General features: G+C 45.3%; 9 protein-coding genes. 2 read left to right on the top strand and 7 right to left on the bottom strand.

What is annotated here, in order from left to right; genetic code table 11:
- Positions 1-54: 54 nt before the first annotated feature.
- The 4 genes from FPZ43_RS08825 to FPZ43_RS08810 all read right to left on the bottom strand — a co-directional run bounded on the left by FPZ43_RS08825 (position 55) and on the right by FPZ43_RS08810 (position 5,868).
- Positions 55-1,587 carry a carboxylesterase/lipase family protein gene (locus tag FPZ43_RS08825; RefSeq protein WP_146381500.1) on the bottom strand — a complete coding sequence of 511 codons (1,533 nt, stop codon included), beginning with the start codon at positions 1,585-1,587 and terminating at the stop codon, positions 55-57.
- A gap of 109 nt (positions 1,588-1,696) precedes the next feature.
- Complete coding sequence (locus FPZ43_RS08820; RefSeq protein WP_146381499.1) at positions 1,697-2,803, bottom strand: NADH:flavin oxidoreductase; 1,107 nt, start codon at positions 2,801-2,803, stop codon at positions 1,697-1,699.
- A 15-nt stretch (positions 2,804-2,818) separates the two neighbouring features.
- Positions 2,819-3,118: an ArsR/SmtB family transcription factor gene (locus FPZ43_RS08815; protein WP_146381498.1), complete on the bottom strand. Its 300-nt coding sequence runs from the start codon at positions 3,116-3,118 to the stop codon at positions 2,819-2,821.
- Positions 3,119-4,290: 1,172 nt separating this feature from the next.
- On the bottom strand, positions 4,291-5,868 hold the full coding sequence (locus FPZ43_RS08810; RefSeq protein WP_146381497.1) for a TROVE domain-containing protein: 1,578 nt from the start codon (positions 5,866-5,868) through the stop codon (positions 4,291-4,293).
- Between the two features lie 104 nt (positions 5,869-5,972).
- Between FPZ43_RS08810 and FPZ43_RS08805 the strand changes: the two genes are divergently transcribed.
- A complete protein-coding gene (locus FPZ43_RS08805) occupies positions 5,973-6,398 on the top strand; it encodes a hypothetical protein (protein WP_146381496.1) in 426 nt (141 codons plus the stop codon).
- Between the two features lie 11 nt (positions 6,399-6,409).
- Here the strand turns inward: FPZ43_RS08805 and FPZ43_RS08800 are convergent, their stop codons facing one another.
- Positions 6,410-7,627: a DUF3825 domain-containing protein gene (locus FPZ43_RS08800; protein WP_146381495.1), complete on the bottom strand. Its 1,218-nt coding sequence runs from the start codon at positions 7,625-7,627 to the stop codon at positions 6,410-6,412.
- Between the two features lie 396 nt (positions 7,628-8,023).
- Positions 8,024-9,523: an RtcB family protein gene (locus FPZ43_RS08795; protein ID WP_146381494.1), complete on the bottom strand. Its 1,500-nt coding sequence runs from the start codon at positions 9,521-9,523 to the stop codon at positions 8,024-8,026.
- 198 nt (positions 9,524-9,721) lie between these two features.
- Here FPZ43_RS08795 and FPZ43_RS19495 point away from each other — a divergent pair, with 198 nt between their 5' ends.
- Complete coding sequence (locus tag FPZ43_RS19495; RefSeq protein ID WP_146381493.1) at positions 9,722-11,323, top strand: RNA 2'-phosphotransferase; 1,602 nt, start codon at positions 9,722-9,724, stop codon at positions 11,321-11,323.
- Between the two features lie 16 nt (positions 11,324-11,339).
- On the opposite strand, the gene FPZ43_RS08785 is transcribed toward FPZ43_RS19495, so the two are convergent.
- Positions 11,340-12,245, bottom strand: a complete 906-nt coding sequence (locus tag FPZ43_RS08785) for a ribose-phosphate diphosphokinase (protein ID WP_146381492.1) — start codon at positions 12,243-12,245, stop codon at positions 11,340-11,342.

Genomic DNA, 12,245 nt, shown 5'->3' with positions numbered 1-12,245 from the left:
ATGCCTTGAATCCATCGCAACAAAAAATGGCATTGTGCAGAAATTAGCAACGGCTTATTTAAAGGTTGATGTCATGAAATCAAGAGCTGCTTTATCCGGCAGGGTTTCGGCTTTTGTTTGCTCGCCCAATAGCATTACCTGGTTGCTATTGGGGGTATAGTCCGTCCACTTAGGGAGGCCGACACCATTCGGACTGCCTGTTTTTACAAAGTTTACCCAATAGGTTGATATGGTTTTAGCCAACTCATGATCCACAGGCTCGAAAGGGCGGTTCAGGAATTTCAGGTTGTTAAAAACATAGGCAACCTCGCCTGTATGGAAGGCTCCATAGTGCTTAAACTGCGGCGTTGCAGGCAATTTGCGGGTGAAACGATACAGGTAAACCTTTGGCCCGCCTTTGGCGCTTTGCACATTTGCCCAGGTATAATTTTGAACGCCAAACGTCATATCGCGCGAAATGCGCACCTGCGACTCCTCGGCTTCAGCATCGGTATTGGCGGGGTAATGTCTTAAATATTCGTCCGCATTTGCAGGGTGCTGTTGTTTAATTTCGGCTATGTAATCGGCGGCATTTTTAAGTTTGCCTACAAAGGCATCATCGGTATTCCAGCCGGTAAGCAGGGGCACTTTGTTTTCCTTACCTGCTGCAAAGGTTTCTGCAACGGTTTGCGGCAGCACATAGCCATCAATAATTGGCCTGCCCGCCATTTGCTTTAGTAATGCCTCGGCAGGGAGCTTACGCAGATCTGCCAGGGTATTGGCCTGCAATGCCGATGCCGTTTTGAGGCCTGCTGCTTCGGCTTGCTTAAGCGTGGTTGCGCTGATAGGGCCTGTTAAAAATGCTGCGCCACTCTCTGCAATGGCTTTTTTAAATAAACCCTTAGCCAGGGGTGATGCAACTAAATAATTTACGCTAAATGCCCCTGCCGACTGCCCCGCAACAGTTACGTTATCAGGATCGCCGCCGAAGGCAGCAATGTTTTTTTGCACCCATTTTAAGGCCGCTATCTGGTCCATCAGCCCGTAATTGCCCGATGCGTGGTTAGGCGACTCTCCCGTTAGTTCCGGGTGTGCAAAAAACCCGAATATGCCAACACGATAGGGTATGCTTACCAATATTATTCCTTTACGGGCCAATGCTTCGCCATCATAAATAGGTACATTGGTGCCACCGCTCACAAAGCCGCCGCCGTATATCCATACCATTACGGCGCGCTTTTCGGTAGCCGATTTTGCGCCTGTCCAAACGTTCAGGTATAGGCAATCCTCGCTTAAGGGCTCATCCTTAATTAAAAACTCGCGGGTGTACACACCAAACTCGTTGGGCTTTGCCTGCATGGGGCTTTTAGCAAACTGGCTGCAATATTTAACACCCTGCCAGGGTTTTACAGGCTGCGGTGCTTTCCAGCGCAAATTACCAACAGGTGGTGCCGCAAAGGGAATGCCCTTAAAGGCGTGTACAGCACCATTGGCAGTTGTGGTACCTGATATTGTACCGGCTGCGGTTTTCACTGTTTTTAAATTATGCTGAGCCGAAACAGCCTGCGCCATAAACAGGCCCAAAGCAATGGTTAGTAAGCGTTTCATAATAGGTTTGTATCAACCTAAATATAGCTACATTAAATTACACTTAACTGCACAAAAAAGGCCGCCCGTTTGGGCAGCCCTTCTACTTGTATTAAGATTTTGATGACCCTTATTCCATTACCAACTCGCCAAGAGCGGCTGCGGTAAAGCCTTTCAACTCATCGTTACGGCCGTCGTGGATCTTTTGTGTCCATGATGGGTCTGCCAGTAAGGGGCGACCAACACCCACCAGGTCGAAGTCGCCACGGTCAAACCTGCGAAGCAGATCATCAAGGGAGCTTGCCTGTGAGCTTTCGCCGGCAAATGCGCCAAAGAAATCGCCAGATAAACCTACCGAACCTACCGTGATGGTTGCCTTGCCTGTTAGCTTTTTAGCCCAGCCTGCAAAGTTCAAATCGTCGCCATCAAACTCGGGCTCCCAAAAACGGCGTTGAGAGCAATGGAAAATATCCACACCGGCATCGGCAAGGGGTGTTAACCAGGCTTCCATTTCTTGCGGGTTTGCTGCCAGCTTGTTGGTATAGCTCGATGGTTTAAACTGCGATAAACGGATAATCAATGCAAAATCATCGCCTACGCGCCTGCGCACTTCTTTAATTACCTCTACCGCGAAGCGTGTGCGTTGCGCAAGGGTTTTGCCACCGTATGCGTCCGTCCGCTGGTTGGTTTCGTCCCAAAAAAACTGGTCGATAAGGTAACCGTGTGCGCCGTGTATCTCTACGCAATCAAAACCCAGGGCCTTGGCATCGGCGGCAGCCTGGCCAAAAGCAGCTATGGTATCGGCAATGTCGCTATCGGTCATCACCGTACCCGGGTCGGTACCTAATTTGTTGATGCCCGACGGACCTTCGAAAGGTACCGGCGGCAACCAGCCCGACTGGTGGTTGTTTAATATTCCCATGTGCCAAATTTGCGGGCCCATGGCACCTCCTGCCTCATGCACGTTATTGATTACGTTTTGCCAGCCGTTAATCGCTTCGATACCGTAAAAGTGCGGTACGTTGGCATCGTTTGATGATGAAGCGCGGTTGATTACCGTACCTTCCGACAAGATCAAACCTACCTCGCCTTCGGCGCGTTTACGGTAATAAGCGGCAACATCGGCAGTTGGCACACCGTTTGGCGAAAACGACCGTGTCATGGGGGCCATTGCTATCCTGTTTTTGATATTTAAAGATTTCAGGCTAAACGGCCTGAACAAGCTATCTGTATTCATAACGTATATACTTTATTAAATTTCCTGTTCTATTAATTTACTTAAGGCAGCAAAGGCTTCTTCGTTGCGTTTGTAGTAGGTCCACTGCCCAACGCGTTTAGACGAGATTAGCCCCGCCCTTTGCAGGCTGCTCAAGTACTCGGATATGGTTGACTGCGTAAGCCCCGCCTTTACCTGTATTTGCCCCACGCACACGCCGTGCTCGTAACCGTTGTATGCCTGTTCGGGAAAATTAAGCTGCGGCTCCTTTAGCCAGTTTAATATTTGCAGGCGCGATTTATTTGACAATGCCTTAAATACTTCCACGTGATCCATAAGGCAAAGATATATCGATAATTCCCGATATACCAATAGAAGATTGCTTTATGACAATGGGTTGATAAAGTGGGGAATAGCTATGGGTGAAGGGTAAATAATTTCAATATGATTATAATATAAATGAAAGAGCAAAAATCGGCAAGTGCCGTATGGGAGTCGAACCCTACCGCATAAACGGTTTCACCAGCGAAGTATCAACTGCCTACGGCATCTTTCATAATTTTTAAAAAGGGCAAAAAGCAACCGGTATTTTTTTTAGACCACTGCGGTTTCCCACAGGCAGAGCCCGAGTCTGCACCTTTCCCCACGGGGAATGTCATACCGAAGTATTACCGGTTTACGGCACCTTTTTAGGTTTAGGTAATTGAAAGAAGAGCTACGGATTACCTGCCTTTATTGCTTTGTTTGACTGACGAAGTATCGCAAGCCTTACGGCATCTTCTTTGTTTTTTTTAAGGGCAACAGTCAATATGCGTATAGCTAATTAGCCCACTGCTCTACCCATACTGAGCTACAATGGCGCCCGCTGTAAAGCCTGGAGCCAAAGGCCGGATTCGAACCGGCGACCCGAAGTAGCGCACATTTACGGCACCTTATGTTTTTAGTTTCCTTTAAAAAAGGGTAATGATCAATAAACCATTTCATCCCCGCTACGTAGGCAAGCCCCGGCAACGGTTCTTTGGTTCGAAGTATGGTTTATTTACGACACCTAATTTAAATTTTATAAGGAGCAACAGGCGAACACGGGAGTGAGGAAATTGCTTTGGGATTCGAACCCACATTGCAACTTACATCACAATGCCACTTCCTCCTAACCGATGACCGAAGTAACCCACGTCTACGGCATCCTTATATTTTTAATGCTTTAAAAAGAAGGGCTAATAGCAATAAGACGTTCATTACCTGCGCGTAGCTGTGCCCGCCAACAGGCCCCGATCGAAGTAAGACTTATTTACGGCACCTTCTTTTATATTTTATAAGGAGCAACAGGCGAAAGCGGGTTGGGGGAACGCTTTAGGGACTCGAACCCTCAGTTTAGTTTGCACTATACTGACCACCCCCTTAATGGCGCGAAGTAACCCGTTTCTACGGCATCCTTTTTTTTAATTAAAAGCTGAAAGCGAAAAGATAAAAGCTTTTTGCTTTAGCCTTTCCGCTTTAAGCTTATCTTACAATTCCACCTCATTTATAGCATCTAATGCCGAGCCTCCATTTTCTAAGGCAGCCAATACCTCAAAAACTTTATCGCTCCAGCCAGCTACAAGATACACATCATTGCGCAATATTTGCAATGGTGCTTGTCCGTAGCCCTGCAAGTCGAACAGGTAGAGTTTCGCGTTTGGCGATACCTCTTTCTTGTAGCGCAACCATAAGGTTTGGATATGGTCGGCAGTGTTATTGCTGTTCCACAACTGGGCATCGGTGAATAAAAATACCTTATCCATTTGCACCCCACGCTTTAATATATCCTTGATAACCAAGTAGCCATTGGTACTGTAACCCACCTCGCCCTCGCGGCTGTAAAACTTTTGTACATTACCTAATATGTTATTACCCGGCACTACAATGGTTTTCCATTTATCGCCAAACATACCTACCTCCACGTTTTTACAGCGGCTTTGCAATAGCATGGCCAGCATTAAGCCTACATCGTACAACAGGATCTTGCTTTTGGCAGATACCGGTGTTTGCATCGACCCGGAAACATCGCAGGCTAACAGCACGCGGGTGTCATGACCGAAACCTTTTATATTGGCGGCACTCGCCTGTACGGCTTTTTCAAGCGCGTCCAAAACCTGGCCGGTATAGCCTTTGTTGCTTTGCAGCATTGCCAGCGCTTTTTTTGCAAGGGTTTTTGAACGAGATTCGGTGCCGTCAGCAATTAACTCGCGATAAGCAGCCAGGTAACGGAACGGAAACTGCTTTGCCTTAGCCACTTCATCAGCATCGGCTAAACGGTTGCATACTTTTTCGAAATGTGCATAGCCTACCCCCGCCTCCTGTATATTGCGCAGGTTACGCAGCAAGGCCATGTAGCCCAACTTGCCACTTTCTATCAATTCTTCCCATTTTGCGCGGAACGCTATGGCCCTGGCCTCGTCACTGTCAAAATTGAGCTGGCCCAATGCCGACAGTTCAGTTTCCCAGGTATAAGGCGTTTGCAGGTCGCCGTTTACTATTTTGTTATACAACAGCTGCTGCAATTCGTCTTTTGCTTTAGGGTGAACCAGGAACAAAGCATCACGCAATTTAATGGCGCCATCGCGGTTATACTTGCCAAACTGGTACTCGTCGAACCTGTTGAACGCCATGCTCAGGCCTTTTTGCATTTGTTTGCTCAGGCGGTTCAGCTTTTTAGGGCCCTTGCGTTTGTTCAACGTTTCGTAGCAGGCCAGCAGTTCGGTGATCTCATCGGCACGGCCAATTACGCCGTCGGTAACCCGGGCAACCAGATCGTCGCCCGAGTGCAGCTTGGCCAATTCAGTAACCAGCACCAGCGGTACCGAACGCATATACATTTTAGTGCGCGCATACACCGCCAGCTTACCCACAAAAACCGGGTTGCATTTGCTTATCAGGGTGCGCAGGCGCACCATGCGCTGTTCGTCTTTTTCGTAAAAGGAATCGTTTAAGCTCCAGGTAACCACCGCGGTGTACAGTTCCATCTCGGGCGACAGCGTAAACGCTTTGGCACCCGCGTAGTTGACGGTCTGATTTTTTAGCTTGCTTAACAGGTTGAATTTCATTGTGAACCTCCTTTTTATTTATTGTTGATACAAAGAAATAGAGGCACTGCGCAGTGTATTTGCGCAGTTCAAATTAATTTTATGTTTTTTTAGATATTTATGAAATGGATGGAGTTACCATTGAAAAGGCCGACTATATTATAACCCATTACCCGGCTTTGCTTACCGAGCAAGAAGGTATGGCGCTAAAACACCGTCGATATACAGTAAAATTTTCAGAAACGAATGACACAGGCTTAACTCGAATGTATTTGAAAACAGGCCGCTTAACCACCGGCCCACTAATATTAGATTATCTGAAGGATGGGTATGTACAATTTGCACTGAATTGCGCAGGGCGCATTATGAAAGAATGCCCCGAAAAGGTATTTTTTAATTACTGCCCAAATGCGGCAAACTGGCCCGCACCCCGCGGGCTAAACAATGCCGGTTTTGTGAAGTGGATTGGCATTGATTGGAAAAAAATTGATTACCTTACCTGTCGATTTTTAATTCTGACAGATAAGGTAGTGCAGATTTTCTCAATTTAGTTTAAAATAGATTAAGGATTTAACCACTCTCTATCGGGTTTAGCTAATAGTCTTGCGTTGTTATATGCCCAATCTAAAGGCAAAACGGTATTTGCCCTATAGACCTCTCCTTCTCGGCCTACGACAAGGGCGACGTCAGCTGTTTCAGCTGTAGAAATGCAAAGTGGAAGCAATAATTGAATTGATTCGCTATAAAATTGAGGAATTGCTGTTTTATAATTTCGTTTAATTCTTATTAAAGCAGAATCAATTGCGCTTTTAATGCGTTCGACTTGCTGCGCTTTACTCAAGTCACGAAATAACTCTGGAAATCTTTTCTCTCTGTCATCCAAGATATGCTCAAAATCGGGAATTAGCCGACGAGATGTGTCATAAATTAGTTCAGCAGCATTTTGAAAATAGTTTGCTAATTCTGGCTTCTCTCCAAAGAAATTCATCATTCGATTACTTTCCCGGTCAAATATCTTAAAAATCCAAATCGGTTGCTTGAGGTAACCATCTTGATATCTGGCTTGAAAATTATTGTCTTTATGTTCAAAATATGCAAAAATTTCTTCCTGCTTTGTCGTGGCAAGACCTGTATTAAAACAGGCATACTTAACCTCACGGCCCCTGTCCGTTGTTGATGTGTATTTAATTTTTCCTTCTCTGTGCAATCTCGAAAAAGTATATTTTAAGTAGCTTTCTAAAATTGGATACCTATCCGTTTTACTATTGATAAAATCCCAATTTCCGTCTTCTTTTTGAGCTAAATTCTCAGCTAAATCAGCAATACTATCATCCCAGTTAGGAAATGAAGCGAATTTTTCAAGTCCGGTTCTGATATCACGAATAACAATTTGTTTTGCCAACAACCCCTTGTCTGTAACATCTGGCGAAAATTCAACCTCGAATCCGACTTCTATTTTTTTAAACCCTCTACCAACTACATCTGTATGATGAATAAAATACTTATCATCTATGCCTTGTGATTTGATAAAGCCATAGCCTTTATCAAACTCCTCAATGGTTCCTATATATCTATCTGTAAGGCGATGTAAGTTTTTAGCGTTTAGGCCCTTGTTGGACTCTTCAACTTCAAATGATACGATTTCATCTTCTAAAAGAATTTTTGCGTCATCTTGAATTTGAGAAAAATGAATGAAAATATCCTTGTTTGGAAAATCCTCAGAATGTATTTTTCCGAACCCCTTTTGGAGATTAAAGAATTTAACTGTTCCTTGTGACATAAGATTAAGTTTAGATATGTTAATATTAGTAAATTAAACTGGATTAAAAAAAATAGTATTCTTAAAGCCCTTACACCCTGTTTCTCTTGGACTGTTACTTTTTATTTTGATAACTAAAGGATTTTTAAAGCATTAACTTTAAAAGAGCGTTAACAAGCCGAGTTTTCTTTTAGTTACTTTTCTTTTACGGCCAAAGAAAAGTAACATCCACAGGCCAAACACAAACTTCTGCGATACTCAACGAAGCACCGAGCAGTTGGGAGATTGCTTCGTACCTCGCAATGACGCGAAGGCAATTGACACCCCCCTAACTCCTCTCGATAGGACAAAAAAAGCAAAGTGTTTCGACAAGCTCAGCAGGACTTAATGTCGACTAATACGAAGAAAGGCCGAAGGCTAATCCTCCGGCGTCTCCCTCGCATCCGCCATCCTTACAACACGAGGCTCAAATTGAGCCAGTACTTCTACTAAATTTTCCTGCGCCGCCATTACTGTGTGGATGTCCTTGTAGGCCATTGGGGCCTCGTCCATGTCGCTGCCCATCAGGGTAATGCGTTTATCAACCAGGTTGGCGGCAATGGCGGCTTTATCAAGCGTTCTGAATGCGGCGCTTCGGCTCATTAACCGGCCCGCACCATGGCTTGCCGAGTTAATGCTTTCGGCATTGCCTTTACCGCGTACCAGGAAGCCCGGGGTACTCATGCTACCAGGAATAATACCTAAAACGCCTTCGCCTGCAGGTGTTGCACCCTTACGGTGTACCATTACTTCGGTACCGTTGGCCAGTTGCTCTTTCCAGGCAAAATTGTGGTGGTTCTCTACCTGTGCAATAGGTTTAACACCCAGGGCACGCGCAATTTTATTGTGAATTTCGTGGTGGTTGGCGCTGGCATATTCGCCGGCCAGGTTCATGGCTATCCAGTATTCCTGCCCTTCGTCTTTATCCAGATCCAGCCATGCCAGGTGTTTGGCTTCGGCAGGCAGCTTGGTTTTGGTCATGGCAATTTTGCTGTAATGGTTGGCTATGTTACCTCCAAACCCACGTGAACCCGAGTGTGACAGCAAAGCCAGGTATCGCCCTGCAGGGATATCTGCTATAGCATTTTCGGCAATAGTAAGTTCGCCCCATTCCACAAAGTGGTTGCCTGTACCGCTGGTACCCAACTGCGCATAAGCCTTATCCTTTAGGGTACGGATCATTTTAGTTTCGCCCCAAGTTTTGCTATCAAACAACGATGTATCAAAGTGCGACTTTGTAGTGCCACCCATACCAAAGCAGGTGTTATCAACCAAAATGGTTTTCAGTTTGTCGGTCTCGGTATCAATAACACCAGCCGGCAGGTCGAATATGCTCAGGCACATACGGCAGGCAATATCAACCCCCACCGCAAAGGGTATAATGGTGTTTGCAGTTGTAGCCAGCACCCCGCCAATAGGCAGGCCGTAGCCCTGGTGTGCATCGGGCATCAAAGCTCCTGCAACGGCAATGGGCAATTGGATAGCCGTACGCATTTGCGCTAACGCACCAACTTCAATATGCTCCATACCCCATACCGGGAACTCGGCTATCTCCTCTTTCAGTTTAAAATTGCTGCGCTGTTGTTTTACAAAACGCCCTTCTTTACGCAAGTTTATCACAGCCTCGGCAAGGTTCTTAAACTTACCGCCTTTCTTAAGCGCGTAAGGCACAGGGTCGTCTATTAGCGCCTCCAGGTTGGCCAGGATGGTTTGCTTATCCATAACACCATGTTTAAGCAAACCATTAGCCACACGACTAAAATTTACCAGTATATCAACATCGTTAATACCCAGTGCCTTCAGCTCGTTGTTTCCTACTTTTTCTTTATGCTCCCCGGCCTCTTTAAGGGATAGCTTTTCATTTATTTCCTTTTTCATGATACAAAGAAATATAGCTACTGCGCAGTGTATTTGCGCAGATGAAAAATAATTTATTAAATTTCGGTCAGAATCAGAATTTACAGAATTTTTGAATGAGGGAAATGCCTGAATGAGGAAAAAATTTTAATGCAGTTAATTAATAATTAGTAACAAATCAGATTCTGAAAATCCTAAAATCTTGAAAATCCTGATCTTATGCCAGTTAATCGCAACGCCCTTATCCGCTACCGTACGCTTGATGCCTGCCTGCAAAACCGCCGCCGCAAGTGGACACTTGACGACCTGATGGATGCCTGCGGCGAGGCCTTATACGAGTACCAGGGCATTAACACCGGCGTAAGCCGACGCACCATACAGGCCGATATCGAGATGATGCGCAGCAATAAGCTTGGTTACGAAGCGCCAATTATTGTGGTGGATAAAAAGTATTATACCTACAGCGATAAAAATTATAGTATTACCAATATTCCTCTTAATCAACAGGACATACAGGTACTTACCGAGGTATCCGACCTATTGAAACAGTTTAAGGGCTTTGGCCATTTTAGCGATGTGAATGAAATGGTAAGCAAGCTGGAGGATAAGATATACACCCAAAAAACACAGAGCGCCCCGATAATTGATTTTGAAAAAAACGACAACCTGAAGGGTTTGGAATGGATAGAAGTGATACGCAAGGCCATTGTGGCTAAAAAAACCATTTGCATTACCTACCAATCTTTTAAAGCACGGGAGGCCAGTACTTTTTGCTTTAGCGGATACCTGCTTAAAGAATACCGCAACCGCTGGTTTGTATTGGGCATGCAGCACAAACGTAACGCCCATATCATGAACCTGGCATTGGACAGGATACAAACTGTTGAAGAGCATGACGAACCTTATCGAGAAAATAAAACACTCGACCTGGCAACTTATTATGACGATTGCATTGGCGTAACCAAAACACCCGGGCAGCGCGATTGCGAGGTAATATTCTGGATTGATCGGGACAATGCACCATATGTGATAACCAAACCGCTCCATCACACGCAAAAGGTATTAAACGAGGATGCAACCGGCACCATATTCAGCATCAAGGTGATATTAAACTTTGAATTGGAACGAGAGCTGCTTGGTTTCGGAGCCAAAATGCGGGTACTTGGGCCGCGGGTATTGGTTAAGCAGATAAAAGGGCAATTGCGTAAAATGATAGATAATTACGATCCGTTCAATAATATATCGTCGGAACCACAATCATCTAATAACGAAATGAACGAAAAATATATAAACGAAACAAGCAAGTTTTTAAGTATGGTTTTAAGGCACCAGCCGCAATTAATAGGAATTGAGCTTGACGAACATGGCTGGGCAAATATTGATGAGTTAATTGATAAAGCCAATTTACATGGGCAACATTTGGACAGCGAATTGCTAAACCATATTGTTGAAAACAATAGTAAAAAGCGGTTCGCCTTTGATGAAACCAGCCAAAAGATACGGGCAAGCCAGGGCCACTCGGTAGCTGTTGATCTTGGATATCAACCACAAATGCCTCCTGATGTGCTATATCATGGTACCGGCGAAAAATCGGTATCGTCAATTCTTAAAAGCGGCTTAGAAAAACGCAGTCGTCAACATGTCCACCTAAGCCGCGACATTGAAACCGCAATACAAGTAGGAAGCAGGCACGGTAAACCGGTAGTACTTAAGATATCAGCTGCAGAAATGTGTAAAAAGGGATTCGTGTTTTATTTATCAGAAAATAAAGTATGGCTCACGAACGCTGTGCCCGTTGAGTTTATAACGCTTTCAAAATAGCTAAGACCTACGCTCGTTACAGCGATTTGCAGATTAAACCGGCTATGCTTATTACTTCGACAAAATCGTTGTGTACGTTGTTCATGTTGACATGAGTATCGGTACAGATGAGTTTTTTGATGAGCCCGCAGCTTTGTAGTTTTTCGATGCCGTTGTTTACGAACAGGCCATGCGTGGTGATCACGTAAATATCGCCTGCACCGGCATCTTTATAGGTTTTGGCTGCGTTGATGATGCTCCCGCCCGAGCGGATCATGTCGTCATAAATAACTATGGTTTTGCCATCTACATCGGCATTAATGGCGCTCACTTCAATATGGTCGCCTTTGAGGCGGCGCTTCAGGATAAAGGCTGCATTAACGCCCAAATCGTTCGCTAACGATTCTACCCACTTGGCGCGGCCCGCATCGGTACTTGCCATTACAAAATTATCGCCGCCGTATTGCCTTGCGGCCTGTATCACAATATCCTTACAGTACACATGCACCGGGTACAAATCATGCTCGAAATAGTACTGGATACCCTCGGAGTGCAGATCGAACAGTAAAACCTTATTGCCCCGGTTTGATTTTGGAATGGCAGATAGCAGGCGGGCCCGCGTTTTTGCCGTCACAATTTCGCCGCTTAGTACGGCCCGCTCCATGGTTGAGTAGCCGAAGTAGGGTATAACAAGCGTTAACGCATCTACGCCATAGCTCACTAACGACGATGCCAGATCGAAAAGTTCAAGCGTGGCTTCGTCATTTACTGTGCCGCCTATTAAAATAGCTTCGCGGCCCTCTATGGGCGAAATGATACGCTGGTAGCGCTCGCCATCGGTAAAGTGGCTCACTTCCAGCTGCCCTTTTTCGAAATCACCGCAGGCCAACACTTTATCGGCAAGGTATTGGTACTCTTTAATGGCAAATAAAATCTTCTTCAC

The sequence above is a fragment of the Mucilaginibacter pallidiroseus genome, assembly GCF_007846085.1.
Lineage (GTDB): Bacteria > Bacteroidota > Bacteroidia > Sphingobacteriales > Sphingobacteriaceae > Mucilaginibacter > Mucilaginibacter pallidiroseus.
The sequence above is the reverse complement of the archived record's forward strand: the minus strand, read 5'-3'. Positions and strand labels throughout refer to the sequence as shown.

Coding starts and splice junctions, on each gene's coding strand:
- FPZ43_RS08820 (WP_146381499.1), bottom strand. CDS start 2,803: ATGAATACAGATAGCTTGTTCAGGCCGTTTAGCCTGAAATCTTTAAAT.
- FPZ43_RS08810 (WP_146381497.1), bottom strand. CDS start 5,868: ATGAAATTCAACCTGTTAAGCAAGCTAAAAAATCAGACCGTCAACTAC.
- FPZ43_RS19495 (WP_146381493.1), top strand. CDS start 9,722: ATGCCAGTTAATCGCAACGCCCTTATCCGCTACCGTACGCTTGATGCC.
- FPZ43_RS08800 (WP_146381495.1), bottom strand. CDS start 7,627: ATGTCACAAGGAACAGTTAAATTCTTTAATCTCCAAAAGGGGTTCGGA.
- FPZ43_RS08805 (WP_146381496.1), top strand. CDS start 5,973: ATGGATGGAGTTACCATTGAAAAGGCCGACTATATTATAACCCATTAC.
- FPZ43_RS08815 (WP_146381498.1), bottom strand. CDS start 3,118: ATGGATCACGTGGAAGTATTTAAGGCATTGTCAAATAAATCGCGCCTG.
- FPZ43_RS08825 (WP_146381500.1), bottom strand. CDS start 1,587: ATGAAACGCTTACTAACCATTGCTTTGGGCCTGTTTATGGCGCAGGCT.
- FPZ43_RS08795 (WP_146381494.1), bottom strand. CDS start 9,523: ATGAAAAAGGAAATAAATGAAAAGCTATCCCTTAAAGAGGCCGGGGAG.